The organism is Phocaeicola vulgatus ATCC 8482, assembly GCF_000012825.1.
GTDB classification, from domain to species: domain Bacteria; phylum Bacteroidota; class Bacteroidia; order Bacteroidales; family Bacteroidaceae; genus Phocaeicola; species Phocaeicola vulgatus.
This window is the reverse complement of record NC_009614.1, coordinates 1,933,792-1,954,525: the sequence shown is the minus strand read 5'-3', so window position 1 is coordinate 1,954,525 and position 20,734 is coordinate 1,933,792. Positions and strand designations below refer to the sequence as shown.

Genomic DNA, 20,734 nt, shown 5'->3' with positions numbered 1-20,734 from the left:
CGTATTTTGCGCGCAAAAATATACGATTATGAGAAGTTTCAAGACCAACCAACGGTTTTCATATAAAAATTTGATTTATAAAAGCCTTATTTTCATTGCCACAGTATCAGTGATAGTCTACTTTTTGCCCAATGAAGGAAAGTTCAACTATCAATTTGATATAAACAAGCCTTGGAAATACGGACTGTTACAGGCATCATTTGATTTTCCGATTTACAAAAACGACATACAAGTACAAAAGGAACAGGACAGCATCCTGGCAGACTATCAACCTTATTTCCAGATAGACAAGGAAGCCGAAAAAAATGTCCTTTCCAAATTAAGGGAGGATTACAACAAGACCTTACGCCATTCACTGCCGGGCACGGACTATGTACGTTATATTGAACGCACATTAAAGGCACTGTATGAGGACGGAATCATTGCCGGAAATGACTTGAAGCGTATGGAGGAAGACAGTATCATTGCCATACGGCTGGTAGACAAGAATGTAGCGACAAGCCGTTTTATCGACCAATTGTACACCGTGAAGGAAGCCTATGAATATTTGCTGAATGCGGATACCACCCACTACAAAAAGAAGATATTACAACAATGTAATCTGAATGATTACATTACACCTAATCTGGTTTATGATGAAGAAAAGTCCGAGGCGGCGCAAAAAGATCTGCTCTCTAATATTTCATGGGCAAACGGCTTTGTGCTGAACGGACAAAAGATTATTGACCGTGGAGAAATTGTTGATGAGCAGACTTACAACATATTGGAATCCTTACGCAAGGAATGGGAAAAACGTAGCGACTCGGTACAAGAGAAAAGACTGACATTGGCCGGACAAATATTATATGTAGGAATCTTCCTGTTCTGCTTCATGGCCTATCTGGAGTTGTTCCGGGCAGATTATTATGAACGGAAAGGAACACTCACCCTGCTATTTGCGCTGATTGTGTTCTTCCCCGTCCTGTCTTCCATTATGGTGGAACAGAACTTGTCAAGTATTTACGTGGTTCCATTTGCCATGATTCCGATTATAGTCCGTGTTTTCCTTGACTCAAGAACGGCATTCATGGCACATGTCACTATCATTTTGCTTTGCTCCATCACTTTACGTTTTCCACATGAGTTTATCTTGTTACAGGTAGTGGCAGGAATGGTGGCGATCTATAGTTTGAGAGAATTGTCCCAACGGTCGCAATTGTTACGGACGGCTTTGGTTGTATTTATCAGTTACGCTTTATTATATTTTGCTTTCGAGCTGATTCATGAAGATGATTTGACCAAGCTGAATACGCGCATGTACATCTATTTTATGATCAACGGTATCTTACTGCTGTTCGCTTATCCGTTACTGTTCCTTTTGGAGAAAATATTCGGTTTTACTTCAGATGTGACTTTGGTGGAACTGTCAAATATCAACAATAGCTTGCTTCGGGAAATGTCCGAAGTAGCTCCGGGCACTTTCCAACACTCATTGCAGATGGCAAACCTGGCTGCTGCGGCGGCAAACAAGATTGGAGGTAAAAGCCAGCTGGTGCGTACGGGAGCATTATATCATGACATCGGTAAAATGGTGAATCCGGCTTTTTTCACAGAAAACCAGTCGGGAGTCAACCCGCACAAGAGTTTAAGTTATGAACAAAGCGCCCAGGTTATCATCAGTCATATCACCGACGGACTGAAACTGGCGGAAAAGCATAATCTGCCCAAAGTGATCAAAGACTTTATCAGTACCCATCATGGACGGGGACTGACGAAGTATTTCTACATTTCATATAAAAACGAACATCCTGACGAAGAAGTGGATCAGGAAAAGTTCCGCTACCCCGGTCCGAACCCGTTCACCAAGGAACAGGCCGTCCTGATGATGGCCGACTCTGTAGAAGCGGCTTCACGCAGCCTGCCGGAGTACACGGAAGAAAGCATCAGCACACTGGTAGATAAGATTATTGACACACAGGTATCTGAGGGGTATTTCAAAGAATGCCCTATTACGTTCAAGGATATAGCAACAGTCAAAGCACTGTTTAAAGAAAAGCTGAAAACGATGTATCACACCCGAATCAGTTACCCGGAACTAAGGAAGTAAGCAATCCTGCACAAGCATCTTCCAGTATATCAAGCACGTTCTCGAACCCTTGCGCACCGCCATAGTAAGGGTCGGGAACATAGTCTGCCACTTTGGTGCGGCAATAATCCGTCATGCGATGGATTTTCTTTTCCGTTTCCAGATCGGGAGCACGCTCCATCAGGTCCTCTATATTACGGTCGTCCATGCCGATGATCATATCAAAATGATAGAAATCCTCCGTACAGACAGGACGGGAACGATGGGTCAGATTGTAACCGCGGCGGGAAGCATGCATCCGCATACGGCTGTCGGGCAATTCCCCTCTATGATAACTCAGGATTCCGGCAGAATCCACCTCTATCTCGTGTTCCAGTCCTTTTTTCTTTATGAGAGTACGCATCACTTCTTCTGCCGAAGAAGACCTGCAAATGTTACCGAGGCAGACAAAAAGTATTCTTTTCATATATAATCTACAAATGAAGGTATTCTTTAAATGATTTCACATCACGGTTCATGATCAGCTCTTCAGGAAACCCGGTAAGCTGCAACAATTCATACAAATTATCGTAACGGGCTATATCAAACGAAATATGCGCGTCACTTCCCAAAATGACCGGAACTTCATATTTCTTGCATAAACGGAGAATGGTGAGGTTGTTCTCACGGGCATTGGGTTTGTTACGGGTGGGTTTTAAAGAACTGTTATTTATTTCCAATAAAGTATGGTGTTCTTTGGCTGCCAATACCATCGGTTCAAAATGTAACGCCGCCGTACCGTCTCCGGGGTGACTGATAATATGAATAAAAGGATTGCTGATAACCTGTACCATTCCATGGGTGTTTTCTTCTATCGTTCCATATTCATAACATAAAGAGTGGATACCCGCAATACGGATATCAAGCATCTTCATATAATCCTCGTCCAAATCGAGGTTTCCTTTACCATCCAGAATATTAATCTCAGCCCCCAACAACAGCTCCACCCCATACATCCGGCGGGGAACCACATGCAAGTTTCTAAAATAAATAGGATGGCAAGTACCGGGAACACCGGGCGAATGTTCCGTTATCCCTAAAACCTTCAATCCCTTATCGGCGGCAGCTTGCGCCATTTCTTGTAAAGTACTGAATGCATGCCCGCTGGCAATGGTATGGGTATGTACGTCTAATTCTATCTTCATCTTTATTTTCGTTTATCTTTTCTATTATCGTCCAGTGCATGGACCGGTTACTGTGGATCTACATCATAATATACTAACAACGAACGGAAACGTTCATCTTCCAATATGGCACGTTGTACGGCAAGCAGATAATCACGCACTTTCTTTATAGAAGCATTCTGCTCCACTTTCACAATCATTTTTTTTATAAATAAGGTCTGGATACGGGCCACCGGCGGTTTGTCCGGACCCAATACCCTGTCGCCCAATCCGGAACGGAGTTGTGCCGCCATGGTATCCGCCGCCAAATCCAGAATATCCTCTTTGCGGTGTTTCAGATATACATAAATCAAACGATAATAAGGAGGATATTTGAACATCTGCCGTTCTGCCAATTGGTCATAATATAACTGCTCATAGTCATTATGCATCACTTGATGAATAACGGGTAAATCGGGCGATTTGGTCTGAAGGATAACCAGTCCTTGCTTATTTTTACGCCCGGCACGTCCTGCTACTTGGGCCATCAGTTGGAAAGCACGCTCATAGCTCCGGAAATCCGGGAAGTTCAACATCGTATCCGCATTCAGAATCCCCACCACACTGACATGATCAAAGTCCAATCCTTTGGACACCATCTGCGTACCAATCAGGATGTCCGTCTTGCCCTGTTCAAAATCCGCGATAATTTTCTCGTATGCGGTACGGGTACGAGTGGTATCCAAATCCATCCGGGCGACTTTCGCCTCGGGAAATATCAGTTTTATATCATCTTCTATACGCTCTGTACCGAAACCGCGATGCATCAATTCCACTCCGCCGCACGCCGGGCAGGAACGGGGAACTTGATAGGTATATCCGCAGTAATGGCAAGTCAGCTGGTTCAGCCCCTTATGATACGTCAGACTCACATCACAGTTCTTGCATTTAGGAACCCAGCCGCAGGTATGACATTCTATCATCGGAGCGAAACCGCGACGGTTCTGAAACAGGATAACCTGCTCCTTACACTCCAATGCCTCTTTTATCTGCTTGACCAGCGCCGGTGAGAAAGGGCCCTGCATCCGCTTCTGATGCGCCAGTTCCTTGATGTCAACCAGTTCTATATGAGGAAGCCGGATATCTTTATATCTTTCTTTCAATTCTACCAAGCCATACTTTCCCGAGGTAGCATTAAAGTAAGTTTCCACACCAGGAGTAGCCGTCCCCAGCAGCACTTTCGCCTTGAACATAGAGGCCAGCATGATGGCTGAGCTACGGGCATGGTAACGTGGGGCGGGGTCTTGCTGTTTATACGTATTCTCGTGTTCCTCATCTATGATGACCAGCCCCAAATTACGAAAAGGCAGAAAAATAGAGGAACGGACTCCGAGAATCACATCATAGCTCTTCTCTCCCAACTGTTTCTGCCATATCTCCACCCGCTCAGCGTCCGGAAACTTGGAATGATAAATACCCAGCCGATGTCCGAACACCCTTTTCAAACGCTCAGTTATCTGAGTGGTCAGTGCAATTTCCGGAAGCAAATATAAGACCTGCTTTCCTGTTTTCAGCACCTCCTGAATGAGGTGGATATAAATTTCCGTCTTGCCACTGGATGTAACGCCATGCAGAAGACACACATTTTTCTCTCTGAAGCATTGAAGAATGTTGCCATAAGCCTGTTGCTGCGCAATATTCAGCGGATTAATATCACCGGTATCCGAAATTCCTTTATCCAAACGTCCTATCTCCTGATGATAGACCTCAAAGACTTTCTTTTCGACCAATCCGTTAAAAACGGCCGCAGACCCTCCAGACTTTTCAAGCAGCTCTTTCTTTGTTACTTCCTTTAAAGCATACCCTCTGGCTACCCAACCGGACAATTCCACATACTTCATTAATATCATCAATTGTTTAGGAGCACGTGACAATTCATTGAACAGCCGTTGTAAGTAAGCCTCATCCGCTTCTCCGTTCACCAACCTCACCCTTGCCTCTGTACGCGGTTTGTAATTACGTTTCAGTTCCTCCTTGACAAAGATGGCCTCTTTGTCCAACAAAGACTTGATGACAGTCAACACATTTTTCAGTCCGCTGTTTTTTTCCAACTGGGTTACACACTGTTCTGTATCCCGGCTCAACAAATCCAAAATTTTCTGCTCTTTCTCCGGTAAGGGTGCAGTGGCTTCAAAATCGGGATTATATTCCACCAACGTTTCGCTTTCCAGTTTCATACCCGAAGGGATAGCCGCCTTGTACACATCTCCTAATGTACAAAGATAATATTCCGCCAGCCATTGCCAGAACTCATATTGTTTCGGTAACAGTACCGGAGATGAATCCAGCACTTCAGCTATATCCTTCGTTTCATACCCCTCCGGGGCCGCATAATGTACATTTGTCACTATTGCCGTATAGAACTTTTTCTTTCCAAACGGAACAACCACCCGACAACCAATCTGTACCATCTCTTCCATCTCCTGAGGAAGGGAATAAGTGTATTGGTTGGCAATAGGTAATGGAACTATGACATCTACGAATTTTTTCATGGTGCAAAATTACAAAAAAGGAGGCATTCTTCACTGAATGCCTCCTTTTTATCTTTTATTAAATAAGGTTGTCTAGAACAAGTATGCCAAAGAAACTTGCCAAGTGTTGTTCTTTATATTAACAGAATGGTGTCCATCACCCGATTCACCCTCTGTATAATATTCATAAGTACCAGTCTTGCTCAGAGCAAAATTATAATTAACCCCTAACTGTAAATGACGTATCAATTTAAGACCTGCTCCTACATTGAAACTGGTTGTAGATTTTTTCAATGACAATTCACGCGTCCATGTTTTATTGCCAATATTAAAATCAAACTGGGGACCTGCAGCAATATAAGCACCCAACATGCTACCGAGACCAAAAGACCATTTCAAATTCACAGGAACTGCAAATGTCTTTAACTTCATTGTTTTCTCTCCATCAGCCCCTAAGTCTGTCTGAGAATATAAAGCCGCAACATCTGCCCCTATCCCGATAATAGGCAGGGTGAATTCAGCCATCGGACCCACAAAAAAACCAGTCTTATTATCCCCCTTAAAAGCATCCTTTGAAAAACTCAATTTTGAAATATTCAAACCACCTTTTACTCCAAAGTGCAACTGAGCCTGAGCAGGAGCAGCCATCATCAAACATACAGCTACCATTAATACACTAATAATCTTTTTCATGTTTGTCTATTTTTAGTTTACGCCACAAAGATAAACACTTTTTCCATGTATAATGTTCAATCTCCCAGGAAAGTTACATTACGCTTTCCAATCCCCCCTTCCAAGAAGAAATATCAAACAAAAAACGGACAGAATTTTTTATTCTGTCCGCCATGTTCTCTTTCTAATATTCTTCCTCATTAAAAAAGAAATCCTCTTTGCTCGGATAATCCGGCCAAATATCTTCTATACTTTCATAGATTTCGCCTTCATCTTCCATCTCTTGCAAGTTTTCGATTACTTCCAACGGAGCGCCCGAACGCATTGCATAGTCAATCAACTCATCCTTTGTAGCAGGCCAGGGAGCATCCTCTAACTTCGAGGCCAATTCTAATGTCCAGTACATAGTTTTCTTATTTTTTAAGTAAATACTTTTCTTTCGTTCTCTAATTAGCCGCAAAAGTATAATAAATTATTTCATTTGCAACTTTTATCCCAAAAAATTTCATCCGTTTTAGTTAAATGATTTAACTTTCGGGTCAAAATGAATAAATAATCAGATAAACGGTTGACAAATGCTGTTACACGGGCATCTATGTCACATTCTTCAGCCAATGCAAGAATACGTCGCTCGGCACGGCGACACACCGTCCGGCAAATGTGCCCAACGGCTGCTCCACGGTCACCCCCCGGCAGAATAAAAGCATTCAAAGGAGGAAGTTCATTGTCAATTACGTCAATTGCCTGCTCCAACATCCGGATGTCTTCATCCTCTATACGACTTTCCATACGCAACTTGGTCTGTGTCTGATCCGTTGCCAGATACGAACCGACAGAGAATAATTTATTTTGTATACGAAAAATGATTTGTTTATCCTCCTCATCCGTCAAATACGTTTGCAACAATCCCAAATAGGAGTTCAATTCATCCACTGTGCCATAGGCTTCAAGCCGTATATGCGTTTTCGGCACCCGGGTACCACCTACCAATGATGTGGTTCCCTTATCACCTGTTTTGGTGTATATCATGCTTTTCTTCATGGTTCCGGTTATAAAAAATTTACAATATAATGCTGTTTATATCTCGCTTTATCAAAAAAGACCAACCCTATGTCATACAAATCAAAAGTGATACCCGTCGACTCACTGGCTACAATTTGCTCCCACCATTTCCGTTTTTCCCTCGATTCATGAATTCCTCCGACAATAAAGCAACTACGAGGTCCGGCATAAGGAAGTACCAGTTCAAAAACTTCTTTATAAAAAGGAGTATGCCCTATATGCAGACAATCTAATGTATGCACCTCCGCCAGTTTCTCCTCCAGTTGTCGGGAAGTCTTTGCCCAATCCCTGCCTTTCAAGGTGACGGAGTCCATAGTATGACACGCAGCCCGCATATATCCTATGGATGCCCCATTACCAATCCCCACTTCAATCAACGACTTTGGTCTGAAATAATTAACCAACCGGAATAGCAAACGGTTCACTTTCCTTCGATAATGTGGCAAATAAGCAGGAAATCCCCTTTCCTTCAATACCCGATAAGCATAGTAGTGATATTTTTCATAAACAACAGAAGTAATCAGAAAAAAATCAGACGGAGAGTGTACTCCGTAACCACAACGGTGACGGAAGCGACTGCACCAATTCCATATACGATGAAGAAACAACATATTTCTCAGCTTTATTAAGTAACACAAAGATAAAAGATTACCCGACAATATCGAAATAAAATACTATTTTTGTTGCCCATTAGTTATTAAACCATTTATAAACGATGAAACACACACTCTCTTTTATGGTATGGGCAATACTGGCTGTCTTATTGCCTTTACAAATGGCCCAGGCCGCAGCTCCTCCCACTGAATTACAGAAAAGACTTCAAAATCTTCCGGACATCAGTGACATTAAACCAATGCAAAGTGATGCCTATCCGGAGAAATATGTATTCTTCATTAATCAACTATTGGATCCGCATCACCCCGAAGCAGGGAATTTCAAGCAAAGGGTTATTCTCTCGCATGTAGGTTTTGACCGCCCTACCGTACTGGTTACCGAAGGCTATACCGCCCATTATGCCACCCATCCGCGTTATCAAGAAGAGTTATCCAAATTATTCAACGCCAATCTGGTATTCGTGGAATACCGTTATTTTGGTGAGTCCATGCCGAAGCCCTGCAACTGGGATTATCTCACGGTTGAAAATTCACTGTATGATTTGCATCATGTAACCACGACCTTGAAACAACTATACGATGAGAAATGGATAGCTACCGGAATCAGCAAAGGCGGACAGACTACGATGTTCTACCGCACTTACTTTCCCGATGATGTGGATATCTCCGTACCTTACGTAGCCCCCCTCAACCAATCATTGGAGGACGGCCGTCACGAACCGTTCATTGCCAATAAAGTTTCGACTCCCGAAAACCGTAAACGAGTTGAAAACTTTCAACTGGAAGTACTTAAACGCAAGAGCCGGCTGCTGCCGATATTCGAAAAATATTGCTCGGATAAAGGATATACCTTCCGCATTCCTATAGCCGAAGTATACGACTTCAATGTATTGGAATACTCATTTGCCCTATGGCAATGGGGAACTCCTGTAAATAAGATTCCGGAAACAAATGCCGATGACCACACGCTATTCAAGCATTTCATGGCTATTTGTGAACCGGATTATTTCTCCGAACAATCTCCCTACCCTTCCTTTAATGTGCAAGCGGCCAAAGAACTGGGGTATTACGGATATGACATCAAACCCTTCAAAAAGTATCTGACGATAAAGAGCAGCCGTGACTATCTTCATAAGGTAATGTTACCGCCCGAACTGTCAAATCTCAAATTTGACAAGACACTATATAATAAGGTGGTAAAATTCCTGAAAGAGAATGATCCCGAAATGATCTATATTTATGGCGGCGATGATCCTTGGACAGCTTCGGGTGTCACTTGGCTGAAGAACAAGAAAAACATAAAAGTTTATGTGTTACCCGGCGGCAGCCATACCACCCGTATCGGCAGCTTTGACACCGACACACAAGAAGAAATCAAGACACAGATCAATGCATGGCTGAATAAAGAATAGCAAAGAGACGAGATAAAAAGCTTTTCCGCCACAGGTTACGCAGATTGTCACCGGTTATTTCCATTGAGGACCCACTGCTTAAATTGGACCGATGTCAATCTGATCAATCTGTGACGGAATCTTGATTTTATCATAAAGGCATATTGCCATGTTTCTTAGGCGGATTGCTTTGGTTTTTATTGTGACACATTTCCAAAGCTTGAATAAGTTTGTAACGAGTGTCACGGGGCATAATCACCTCATCAATCAGACCACGTTCTGCCGCACGATAAGGATTGGAGAATTTATCTTCGTATTCCTTGATGATCTCAGCTTTCTCTTCCGGAGCAGACTTGCGGTAAAGGATATTCACTGCCCCTTCTGCACCCATGACGGCTATTTCCGCCTGTGGGTAAGCCAGGTTCACATCGGCTCCCGTCGGCTTGCTGGACATGACAATGTAGGCACCTCCATAAGCTTTACGGGTAATTAAAGTAACCTTGGGCACTGTAGCTTCAGCGTATGCATAGACTATCTTCGCACCGTGGCGGATGATGCCGTTGTGTTCCTGTACCGTTCCGGGCAGGAAGCCGGGAACATCCTCGAAAGTGATCAGAGGAATATTAAAGCAGTCACAGAAACGGATAAAACGGGCAGCCTTGTCGCTGGCGTCAATGTCAAGGACGCCGGCCAGCCAGGCGGGCTGATTGGCAACAATACCTACGGAACGACCTCCCAGGCGACCAAACCCCACCACCACATTTTTAGCAAAGTGAGGCATCACCTCGAAGAAATACTGGTTATCCAGCACCGGTTCGATGATATCCTTTATATCATAAGGCATGTTCGGATCTTCGGGAATGACAGTCTGCAACGCCTCCACCTGACGATGGATGTCATCGTTGCAGGGAACCAGCGGCGCATCCTCCATATTGTTGGAAGGCAGGAAACTCAGCAATTCGCGGATACTCATCAGCGTTTCCTCCTCATTATCGCACATAAAATGGGTCACACCGCTTTTGCCGCTGTGAGTCTGGGCACCACCCAGTTCCTCCTTGCCCACCTCCTCGTTAGTCACGGTCTTCACCACATCCGGACCCGTGATAAACATGTGGCTCTGCTCCTTCACCATAAAGATAAAGTCGGTCAGTGCCGGGGAATAGCAGGCGCCTCCGGCACAAGGCCCCAAAATGGCGGAAATCTGGGGGATAACACCTGATGCAATGGTATTCTGATAAAAGATGGAGGCATATCCGGCCAAGCTGTTCACCCCTTCCTGTATGCGTGCACCCCCCGAATCGTTCAAAGCGATAACGGGAGCTCCCGTCTTCAAAGCCAGTTGCTGAACCTTTACAATCTTGGCCGCATTGGTTTCGCTCAGCGAACCGCCGTGCGCGGTGAAATCGTATGCATAGACAAACACCGGACGGCCGTCTATCTTTCCGTAACCGGTAACCATACCATCTCCGGCAATCTGCTTCTTCTCCATGCCGAAGTTGGTACAACGGTGATTCACCAGCTTGTCCAGTTCATTGAACGTACCTTTGTCCAGCAACATTCCGATACGCTCGCGAGCGGTCATCTTCCCTTGGGCGTGTTGTTTCTCGATCTTGTCCACACCGCCGCCCAGCGACGCGCGTTTGTCCAGCTCTTCAAACCGGCTGTATATTTCTTCTCTTGTCATGATCAATCTTCTTTTATTATATCCAATACTATTAATACCTGGTTAGCATTGACGGAATCCCCCTCATTGACCAGGATATCCCTTACCGTACAGTCCGAGGTCACTTTGTAGTTGCTCTGCATCTTCATGGCCTCCAGCACTACCACAATATCCCCGGATGACAGACGGTCACCTTTCCGGACGGGAATTTTCACAACCTTTCCGGGCATAGGAGCCACAATCTTGTCATCCTGTCTCTCCTCGCCGCCCTTTTTCATACGCAGATACTTGGTCTGGGTGTCCACTATGTCCACATGATAGGAACGGTAGAACATATTCACATCATAACTCTTTCCACCCTCCCCACGGCTCAGTTCGGCATTGAAGGAATTGCCATCGTGCAGGATGGAACAGCTTCCGTTCTCGGCCATAACGATATCCACATCATACGGTTTTCCGTCAATCATAAACTGTACCTTGTTTCCTTCCTTGCTCACCAACGTCACATCGGCTACGCGGTCTCCAATATGTATTTCCATACTTTTGCTTAATTAAATGAAGAATCAGATTCTCAACACTCCTTTCTGCAAGCCGAACTCACGCCAACGGCTGATGGGACGGGCATCAGACAGCTGGGGACTCTTGTTCTCTTCCAGATTCATCAGATAGTCAATATAAGAGGCGATCATGGCCATGTTTTCAATCTCCTCATTGTTGCCGTTGCCACGGAGCAGCATACGGGAGTTCTTCTCTATAAATAAGGTATTATACTCACCCTTCACAAAGTCGGGGGTATGCATGATGCGTTTCAGATAACTGAGGTTGGTCTTCAAGCCCGTAATCTTGTACTCGTAAAGCACACGGCGCATACGCTCTATGGCATACTGGCGAGTTGTAGCCCACACGATCAACTTGCCTATCATCGGGTCGTAAAAGACAGGAATCTCGTACCCTTCGTACACGTAGCTGTCAATGCGTACGCCGATGCCGTTAGGCTCCGTCAGCTGTTTGATGATACCCGGCGAAGGCATGAAGTTGTTCTCCGTGTCTTCCGCACAGATACGACATTCGATGGCATGACCGCGCTGATACAGCTCTTCCTGTTTCAAATGCAGCACTTCATCATTGGCAATGCGGATCTGCTCTTTCACCAAGTCCACGCCCACCACTTCTTCGGTAATGGGATGCTCCACCTGGAGACGGGTGTTCATCTCCAGAAAATAGAAATTGCGGTTCTTGTCCACCAGAAACTCGATAGTTCCGGCTCCCGAATAGTTCACTGCCCTGGCAGCAGCCACCGCCTTTTCCCCCATCTCCTGACGGAGTTCCGGAGTAAGGAACGGAGACGGACTCTCCTCTACAATCTTTTGGTTGCGACGCTGAACAGAACACTCGCGGTCAAACAGATGGATTACATTGCCATGATTGTCACCCAGTATTTGAAATTCTATATGATGGGGTTCCTCCACAAATTTTTCCAGATAAACCGTATCATCCCCGAAAGAAGACATGGACTCGGAACGGGCGGTGTTATATGCCTCCACCACTTCATCTTCACTGTGTATCAGCCTCATCCCTTTACCGCCGCCTCCCATAGAAGCCTTCAACATGACAGGATAGCCTATTTCATTACAGATACGTACCGCCTCTTCGGCACTTTGCAACGGCTGTTCCGTACCGGGGACCACGGGAACACCTGCGGCAATCATACGCTTACGGGCGGCAATCTTGTCACCCATCGCTTCCATCGTCTCGGCGGCAGGGCCGATAAAGATGATCCCCTCCTCTTTGCACCGGCGGGCAAAATCAGCATTCTCGGACAAAAAACCATAACCGGGATGAATGGCATCGGCATGATGTTGCCTTGCAGCTTTAATGATATTATCTATATTCAGATAACTTTCTTTGGAAGCGGCAGGCCCTATCAGACAGGCTTCGTCTGCATACATCACATGACGCGCCGTACGGTCGGCTTCCGAGAAAACAGCCACAGTGCGGATACCCATCTCTTTGCAAGAGCGCATAACGCGCACGGCTATCTCGCCACGGTTGGCAATTAGAACCTTTTGTATCATAATCTTTCTCTTTTTACCCGAAATGTCACACAAAATTACAGATGCATTCATTATACATGAACACATCTTACATGGGTGGCATCTCTCATTAGTATTGATTATTTAACGAAAACTCCCTGTTTTTTAGAAGTGGGAGCCATAATTGGCTGCAAAGATACTTGTTTTTTGCACAAAAACTACAAATGTGTGTCTAAATAATGTTTCAATACATTGGCATGATTTCGCTCCTGTTCTTTCGAAGCGTAAAGTAATGTTACTTTCGAATAAGCTTTTATCTTATCAATGAACGCTTTAGCGGCATCCGATTCTTTCAATTCTTTTTGATACATATCTGCAAAAGCCCCCCATCTTTTTTCTATATCCGCATGAAACCATTTCCTTAAATCATTGGATGGAGTGACCTCTTTTGCCCAATAATCGTATTTCAAATATTCCCGCTTCATGCCACGGGGCCACAGGCGATCTACCAAAACACGATAGCCGTCTTGTTCAGAAGGTTCATCATAAACCCTCTTGATGTTTACTTGAGTCATAGTTGGTTATTTTAATTTAGGTACAAGCTTATAACTCCATATAACCCTAAAAAGTTCATTCCGGACAGTGGTTTCAGGATAACAGCAACTCGTAATCCACTACATCCAACCATCGTCCGAATTTCAGTCCTACCTTCTTAAAATGGGAAACTTTTTTAAATCCCAGCCTCAAATGCAAAGCATCACTGACAACATTTCCCTCTGTGACACAGGCTATCAGTGCACGATACCCGTCCCTACGACATTCTTCAATCAATCTTTCCATCAACTCCCTGCCTATGCCCTTCCCCTCGTATCCGGGAGCTAAATAGACCGTTGTTTCCAACGTATGCCTGTAAGCAGCCCTCTCCTTCCACAAATGGGCATAACAATAACCCACTACTTTCCCTTCTTCCTCATACACAAAATAGGGAAAACGGACGGCAATTCCGGCAATACGGTTACGCATATCCTCCTCTCTCAAAGGTTCCGTTTCAAATGTAGCCACACTGTGCCCGACATATTCATTGTATATCGTTGTGATGGCTTTGGCATCCTGAAGTTCCACTCGTCTAATCATAATGTCATATCTATTATTAAAACGTAAGCAAGATATAAAAAAATAATCAGTTATCTGGAGAATAATCACTATATTTACAGCCGATTCTAATTTCAGCTATAAAAATGACAGAAATAGTAGAAGTAAAAGACTTTATCCCAGCCTACACCGATGCAGTACAAAAACTGCTGGAGCAGCTCACAAACCGCCCGGTAAAACTGACCGGGACAACCCTCAGAGAGATCATATCCCAAGAAAACACCCATCTGTTTTTCTTACTGGCTGATCAGGAAATTGCGGGAATGCTGACTGTAGGCATCTATCACAGCCCCACAGGCGGCAAAGCGTGGATTGAAGATGTGGTAGTGGATGAAAAATACCGGGGACAAGGACTCAGCAAACAGCTGGTCACCCACGCTGTCCGGTTTGTGAAGGAACAAGGCATACCTCTTATTATGCTTACCTCAAACCCCACACGGATAGCAGCCAACAAGCTATATCAAAAATTAGGCTTCGAACAAAAGCAGACCAATGTGTACAGAATGAATTTAGAATAACCCATTCCTATTTCAATATGATAACAATCAGACATTCATTGCCCAAAGATTTGGATGCAATTATAGAAATATTCCACTATGCCCGTCAGTTCATGAAAGAGCATGGCAACCCCAACCAATGGATAAACGGTTATCCTTCCGCTGAATTGATTCTGCGAGAAATAACCAACGGAACCAACTATGTTTGCGAAAATGAAAACGGAGAAATAATAGGCACATTCTGTTTTATTCCCGGAGAGGACCCCACTTATGCCCGCATTGATGACGGCAACTGGCTGAACAACGAACCATATTACGTCATTCACCGCATGGCTACCAACGGCAAACAGAAGGGAGTAGCTGACGCCTGCCTCAAATGGTGTTTCGAACATTGCAACAATATCCGGGTAGATACCCACCACGACAACCTTGTAATGCAGAATATCCTGAAAAAGTACGGTTTCCGGCGTTGTGGCATCATTTATACCCACAACGGCACATCCCGCATCGCTTACCAGCGGACATTAACCGAAAAAGAGTTATCTTTGCCAACCGAATAAACAAGAAAAAGAAACATGAAGATTCTCTGGATAGACCTGAACAGTTCATATGCCCATTCCTCATTGGCACTGCCAGCCCTACATGCACAAATCATGACAGACCCTTCTATAGAATGGGAAATCGTATCTGCCACCATCAACGAAAATACAGGAATGATTGTCGATGAGATCTACCGCCACCGACCCGACATCCTTGCCGCAACCACCTGGCTTTTCAACCATGAGCAACTGATGCATGTCGCTTCCAGAGTAAAAGCATTGCTCCCCGAAGCCTGCCTGGTGCTGGGCGGTCCGGAATTTCTGGGAGACAATGAAGAGTTCCTCCGCAAAAATCCATTTGTGGATTGTGTTTTCAGAGGAGAAGGAGAAGAAGTCTTTCCACAATGGTTGACCTGCTGGAACCATCCGGAACAATGGCACACCGTGCCCGGACTCTGTTACCTCACTCCTAACAAAGAATATAAAGACAACGGTATAGCCCGCGTACTGAATTTCGCCGGACTCGTCCCGCCAGAACAAAGCCGTTTCTTTAACTGGAGCAAGCCCTTTGTCCAACTGGAAACAACACGCGGATGTTTCAACACCTGCGCCTTCTGTGTCAGCGGCGGTGAAAAACCGGTACGCACCCTTTCCATCGAAAGCATCCGCGAAAGGCTACAACTCATCCATGCACATGGCATCAAAAATGTACGCGTATTAGACCGTACTTTTAATTACAACCCTCGAAGAGCCAAAGAACTACTCCGGCTCTTTCTGGAATTCCATCCCGATATCCGCTTCCATCTGGAAATACATCCCGCCCTGTTGTCAGAAGAGCTGAAAGAAGAACTCAGCCTGCTGCCCAAAGGACTGCTTCATCTGGAAGCCGGCATCCAGAGCCTGCGCGAACCTGTACTTGAGAAAAGCCGCCGGATGGGCAAACTATCTGATGCACTGGATGGTCTGAGATTCCTATGCGCCTTGCCCAACATGGAAACCCACGCCGACCTTATTGCCGGCCTGCCTCTTTATCATCTTCATGAGATATTTGAAGATGTCCGTACCCTTGCCGGATATGCTGCGGGAGAAATCCAACTGGAGTCACTCAAGCTGCTTCCCGGAACCGAAATGCGCCGGAGGGCGGAAGAATTAGGAATCAAATATTCCCCTCTGCCGCCATACGAAGTGCTACAAACCCACGAGATCAGTGTCAGTGAATTGCAGACAGCCCGCCAGCTTTCACGCTTGTTGGACGGATTCTACAACACACCGGCATGGCAGGCACTGACACGTGAACTCATTTTGAATGACGAACAATTCCTCCATCGTTTTCTTGCATATTTAACAAAAGCCAATCTGATAGACCAGCCCATGAGTCTGGAGAAACGAGGCTTGATACTGTATGAGTTCTGCAAACAAAACTACCCCGAATACCAGATACAGGCTGCTATTGCCTGGATAGAAGCAGGCATGTCACTGAAAAAACTCCCTGCCGAGAAAGTATGGACCAAACGACAAATCCCTCCTGCCACTTGGAATATCATTTATGGAGAATACAAAGAAAGCCTTCGTCTGTGTTTCCTTCCTGCCGATGAAAAGGGGGAACATGGCTACTGGTTCGGCTTTGAGTCGGAGATACAAAAAGCAAGTCCTGTATTCAAGGCAAGAACGTAAAACGTTACGACATCAGGAGAAGCTGTTGGTTTCAAAAAGTAATGCTCGATTTTGATTTAGTATCACTTTATAGAAGTGAAGCCAAGCGGCTGAAAGAGTCCAACAAGAGTAATCCGGATAAGAGCCAAAGGAAAAGGTGATTTCGTCTTATGTAAAACATAAAATTCTTCTGTCACACCATCTCTCTCATTACCAGCAATTTACCGTATAAAAACATCCATAATGTCCCTGAACCGGTATGTAGGCAATGGAGATGGAAACATTCGCCCATTATTTGTATAAGAGCCGCAGATATCAGATTGGATCTGACAGGACATGCCGTGCTTTCATTTAATTTAATAGGATGTCATTGCGTTAACTTCCGATATATACTGTTGCCTCACCTATGTGAAGCAGTGATTCCACTTTAGTGACAACGGATATTCACACAGATGAAAAGCCCTTTTCACCCAAGTGAAATATCGGGTACAAGCCATAGAAATCATAGGAAAACAAAAGAATTTATTTTCCTTATTATCAACTATTTGCATATTTCCTATATTCTCCATTTTTCCCTATTTTGCCCGTTTCCTATTATTCAGTACGCTTTTAGTACACTTTGAAATCTCATTTTCTTTTGTACCTTTGTAATATCAGGAAATAAAAGAAAATCAACTATTTAACGTGAGTTCGAAATAAAATCAAAAAATAGCAAGTTGTCCGTCATTGACAAACTTTACGTCAATGGCGGGCTTCTTTTCAAAAAAGCAGTATGCCGCGATAGCCGACAAGGAGTTGGCTATAAAGTTACTGAATGAACGATGTCTTGAGTGTTCAATCTGTGCGATGTTCTTCAGTTCGTCATTGACCGTTTCAATCAAGGCTCTTTTTCTTAGCAAAATCTTGTCGGCAATACTCATCAGTGAGTTCCTCATATTATTTTTAACTTTAGTAACAAGTTGTATGCCATTAAGGAAAAGGTTTTCAAACAGAGCCTGACCTATATATCCCTTGTCTGCACATAGTTTTCCTTTGATGTTTTCCAGAAACCTACCCTGTTTCAACGGTTCCCGGTCATCCACGTTTCCAGGCGTGAACATGAAATTGAGGATTTCACCCTTGTCATTGATTATCAGATGCAGCTTGAATCCGAAGAACCATCCCATAGAACATCTTCCACGCTCGGCAAGCCCTTCAAATGTCTTATGAATCAAGATTCTTTGGTTACGACATACACATAAGGGAGTGGAATCAACGAAACTGATGCCGGTACAAGTTCCCAGCAGTACTCTTTTGATGAATATGGTCATGGGAAGCAATACTTCCTTCTCCAGTTCCACAAAACGGTTATAAGAAACCTGACGAGGAAAAAGGTGTTTCAGATGTTTACAGACATACTCCTTGTAGTAATGCTTGAAACAACGGAAACCACCGGAGTGAAACAGGATTAGAATAACCATAATCTCTGCATCACTCATACGGTTGGGTTTGTTACGATGCATGGTCTTCATATCCTTAATCATATATTTTTCCTGTTGCAATGTAAATTCCTTGCAAAAATCATCGGCCATACAATAAATCTCTGTAACTTTAGACTCTGGAAACATAGTGGTAATCGTTTAAATGTTATAATTCAGCACTATAAATTTAATACTTTTATCGCTATGTTTCTAATTATAAGTGAAATATATTTATTCTTATTTCGAACTCACGTTATTTAGTATAATTACCTGGCTACAGTACCTAAATCGGGATAAAACCTCTAAACAATGGGAAAAGTTAAGACGAAGTTTACGACAGTCAGAGGAGGAGCCAAGAAAAAATAGAGGGCTCAGAATATAAACTAAAAGAAGGTGTGTCAAAATGCACACCTTCTGTTTTTTACGCACAAAGCCCCGACTTTCACAAGCTGGGGCTTTGTTATTACCTAAAGATTTTGTATCTTTAGGTAATAAGAATTTCACTATGACAAAGATACATTTTCGTTCTTACAATCCCAACCAAACCGTTCTTTTTCCTCAAAGAATTGATGAGGATATTGCAGAAAACGATCCGGTGCGCATGGTTGACGCCCTGGTTGAGGGCTTGAATCTTGAAAGTTTCAGAAAGCTGTATAAGGAATGCGGGCGCAGCCCTTACCACCCCAGGATGATGCTCAAGGTCATTCTGTATGCCTATATGAACAACATCTACTCCTGCCGGAAAATTGAAAAGCTCCTTCACCGTGACATCCATTATATCTGGCTGGCCGGATATGAGAAACCGGATTTCATCACCATCAACCGTTTCCGCAACCGGGTGAAGAATGAAATCAACGAGGTGTTTACCCAAACCGTACTCCTTCTCTCTTCCAAAGGCTTCATCAGCTTGAATGTGGAATACATTGACGGGACAAAGATTGAGTCCAAAGCCAATAAGTATACTTTCGTCTGGCGGAAAACGGTTGAGCGGAACCGTGAACGCCTGATGAAGAAAATACATATCCTACTAGGGCAGATAGACAATGTCATCGCCCAGGAGAACTCATCGGAAAGCAATGAGGAGATTGAGTTCACTCCGGCCATGCTGACTGAAATGGCAGGAGAATTGCGTCAAGCACTCGAACAGGTTCCTGAACCCTCCACGAAAGAGGAAAAGACTGCGTTGAAAAAGAAACGCAAACAGCTGAAGGAGTTGGAAGAGCACAGGGACAAGCTACAGGAATACGACAACCGTCTGGACACGCTGCAGGACAGGAATTCCTATTCCAAAACGGACAATGACGCTACTTTCATGAGAATGAAGGAGGATGCCATGCGCAACGGACAGACGAAGCCCGGTTACAACCTTCAAATCGGCACCGAAAATCAGTTCATCACCGATTTTGCACTCTTCCCGAACCCTACGGATACACTGACCCTGATTCCTTTCCTGCAATCTTTTTCAAACAGGTATGACCGGATGGCCCATACGGTGGTTGCTGATTCCGGCTATGGCTCCGAAGAGAATTACCGCTTCATGTCCGAAAACGGCATGGAAGCCTACGTAAAGTACAACTACTTCCACATGGAGCAGCGGCCGAGATTCAAACCGGACCCGTTCAAGGCCGAAAACTTCTACTACAATGAAGAACATGACTTCTGCATCTGCCCTATGGGGCAAAGGATGCGGAGGATAGGCACCAGGAATGTGAAAACCGCATCCGGATATGTCAACGAAAATGCACGGTACAGAGCTGTCAGGTGTGAAGGCTGTCCCCTGCGATGCCGCTGTTTTAAAGCAAAAGGAAACAGGACGATAGAACTGAATCATAGGCTTAGACAATACAAGCGGAGAGCCAAAGAACTGCTCTGCTCTGAGAAAGGACTGAAACACAGAGGGCAGAGATGCATAGAACCGGAAGCCGTGTTCGGACAAATTAAAAACAATATGAACTACAAACGTTTCCGACATTTTGGAAAGGACAAGGTCTTCATGGACTTTGCCTTCCTAGCCATTGCCTTCAATATAAAAAAGATGTGTGCAAAACTGACAAAAAAGGGTATGAACTGGCTGATTAGACTGTTTTATGAGCTTACAACTGCTGTTTTTAGATGCTGGGAACACATAAATCAAAGAAATCTTCAAAAGATCGCAGCTTAAAGAAAGTGAACAGATTTGTATAGTGATGAACAAAAAAAGAGGTGCATCGTGCATTACGACACACCTCCTTTTATAACTTTGCAATACTAAATCAGAACA

19 protein-coding genes are annotated in these 20,734 nt (G+C 44.2%); 6 read left to right on the top strand and 13 right to left on the bottom strand.

Features of this window, described 5'->3' with window-relative positions:
- The first annotated feature begins 28 nt into the window (after positions 1-28).
- Positions 29-2,086 (top strand): HD family phosphohydrolase, encoded by a 2,058-nt coding sequence (locus BVU_RS07460; RefSeq protein WP_005845464.1) that lies wholly within the window; start codon positions 29-31, stop codon positions 2,084-2,086.
- On the opposite strand, the gene BVU_RS07455 is transcribed toward BVU_RS07460, so the two are convergent.
- From BVU_RS07455 to BVU_RS07425, 7 genes are all read right to left on the bottom strand, one after another.
- Complete coding sequence (locus BVU_RS07455) at positions 2,061-2,531, bottom strand: low molecular weight protein-tyrosine-phosphatase (protein ID WP_005845462.1); 471 nt, start codon at positions 2,529-2,531, stop codon at positions 2,061-2,063. The genes BVU_RS07460 and BVU_RS07455 overlap by 26 nt on opposite strands.
- Before the next feature lie 7 nt (positions 2,532-2,538).
- Entirely contained in the window at positions 2,539-3,249 is a 711-nt protein-coding gene (locus tag BVU_RS07450) for a phosphatase (protein WP_005845460.1), read from the bottom strand.
- 47 nt (positions 3,250-3,296) lie between these two features.
- Complete coding sequence (priA, locus tag BVU_RS07445) at positions 3,297-5,759, bottom strand: replication restart helicase PriA (RefSeq protein WP_005845458.1); 2,463 nt, start codon at positions 5,757-5,759, stop codon at positions 3,297-3,299.
- Positions 5,760-5,831: 72 nt separating this feature from the next.
- Positions 5,832-6,431: a porin family protein gene (locus tag BVU_RS07440; protein ID WP_011965198.1), complete on the bottom strand. Its 600-nt coding sequence runs from the start codon at positions 6,429-6,431 to the stop codon at positions 5,832-5,834.
- Between the two features lie 163 nt (positions 6,432-6,594).
- Positions 6,595-6,816: a DUF2795 domain-containing protein gene (locus BVU_RS07435; RefSeq protein ID WP_002558131.1), complete on the bottom strand. Its 222-nt coding sequence runs from the start codon at positions 6,814-6,816 to the stop codon at positions 6,595-6,597.
- Positions 6,817-6,887: 71 nt separating this feature from the next.
- A complete protein-coding gene (locus BVU_RS07430; RefSeq protein ID WP_005845453.1) occupies positions 6,888-7,451 on the bottom strand; it encodes a cob(I)yrinic acid a,c-diamide adenosyltransferase in 564 nt (187 codons plus the stop codon).
- Between the two features lie 8 nt (positions 7,452-7,459).
- The gene (locus BVU_RS07425; protein ID WP_011965197.1) at positions 7,460-8,083 is read right to left on the bottom strand and encodes a hypothetical protein; all 624 of its coding nucleotides are present in this window, start codon (positions 8,081-8,083) and stop codon (positions 7,460-7,462) included.
- Positions 8,084-8,187: 104 nt separating this feature from the next.
- On the opposite strand from BVU_RS07425, the gene BVU_RS07420 reads away from it, so the two are divergent.
- Positions 8,188-9,498: a S28 family serine protease gene (locus BVU_RS07420; protein WP_008668332.1), complete on the top strand. Its 1,311-nt coding sequence runs from the start codon at positions 8,188-8,190 to the stop codon at positions 9,496-9,498.
- Positions 9,499-9,628: 130 nt separating this feature from the next.
- On the opposite strand, the gene BVU_RS07415 is transcribed toward BVU_RS07420, so the two are convergent.
- The 5 genes from BVU_RS07415 to BVU_RS07395 form a co-directional block, all read right to left on the bottom strand.
- Positions 9,629-11,161, bottom strand: coding sequence for an acyl-CoA carboxylase subunit beta (locus BVU_RS07415; protein WP_005845448.1), 1,533 nt, complete (start codon positions 11,159-11,161; stop codon positions 9,629-9,631).
- Between the two features lie 2 nt (positions 11,162-11,163).
- Complete coding sequence (locus tag BVU_RS07410) at positions 11,164-11,679, bottom strand: acetyl-CoA carboxylase biotin carboxyl carrier protein subunit (RefSeq protein WP_011965196.1); 516 nt, start codon at positions 11,677-11,679, stop codon at positions 11,164-11,166.
- A gap of 24 nt (positions 11,680-11,703) precedes the next feature.
- Positions 11,704-13,215 (bottom strand): acetyl-CoA carboxylase biotin carboxylase subunit, encoded by a 1,512-nt coding sequence (gene accC / locus BVU_RS07405; protein ID WP_005849536.1) that lies wholly within the window; start codon positions 13,213-13,215, stop codon positions 11,704-11,706.
- A 176-nt stretch (positions 13,216-13,391) separates the two neighbouring features.
- Positions 13,392-13,748, bottom strand: coding sequence for a DUF488 domain-containing protein (locus BVU_RS07400; RefSeq protein WP_011965195.1), 357 nt, complete (start codon positions 13,746-13,748; stop codon positions 13,392-13,394).
- A gap of 73 nt (positions 13,749-13,821) precedes the next feature.
- Complete coding sequence (locus BVU_RS07395) at positions 13,822-14,307, bottom strand: GNAT family N-acetyltransferase (RefSeq protein WP_005849540.1); 486 nt, start codon at positions 14,305-14,307, stop codon at positions 13,822-13,824.
- A gap of 104 nt (positions 14,308-14,411) precedes the next feature.
- Between BVU_RS07395 and BVU_RS07390 the strand changes: the two genes are divergently transcribed.
- Genes BVU_RS07390 through BVU_RS07380 form a run of 3 tightly spaced genes read left to right on the top strand, consistent with a single transcriptional unit; the run spans position 14,412 to position 17,035 of the window.
- Positions 14,412-14,843, top strand: coding sequence for a GNAT family N-acetyltransferase (locus BVU_RS07390; RefSeq protein ID WP_008668335.1), 432 nt, complete (start codon positions 14,412-14,414; stop codon positions 14,841-14,843).
- Positions 14,844-14,860: 17 nt separating this feature from the next.
- Positions 14,861-15,382 (top strand): GNAT family N-acetyltransferase, encoded by a 522-nt coding sequence (locus tag BVU_RS07385; protein ID WP_005845436.1) that lies wholly within the window; start codon positions 14,861-14,863, stop codon positions 15,380-15,382.
- A 15-nt stretch (positions 15,383-15,397) separates the two neighbouring features.
- A complete protein-coding gene (locus BVU_RS07380; RefSeq protein ID WP_011965194.1) occupies positions 15,398-17,035 on the top strand; it encodes a B12-binding domain-containing radical SAM protein in 1,638 nt (545 codons plus the stop codon).
- 680 nt (positions 17,036-17,715) lie between these two features.
- Here BVU_RS07380 and BVU_RS07375 read toward each other — a convergent pair.
- The gene (locus BVU_RS07375; RefSeq protein WP_016270147.1) at positions 17,716-18,621 is read right to left on the bottom strand and encodes an IS982 family transposase; all 906 of its coding nucleotides are present in this window, start codon (positions 18,619-18,621) and stop codon (positions 17,716-17,718) included.
- Between the two features lie 358 nt (positions 18,622-18,979).
- Here BVU_RS07375 and BVU_RS07370 point away from each other — a divergent pair, with 358 nt between their 5' ends.
- Positions 18,980-20,635: an IS1182 family transposase gene (locus tag BVU_RS07370; protein ID WP_011965154.1), complete on the top strand. Its 1,656-nt coding sequence runs from the start codon at positions 18,980-18,982 to the stop codon at positions 20,633-20,635.
- The last annotated feature ends 99 nt before the right edge of the window (positions 20,636-20,734 follow it).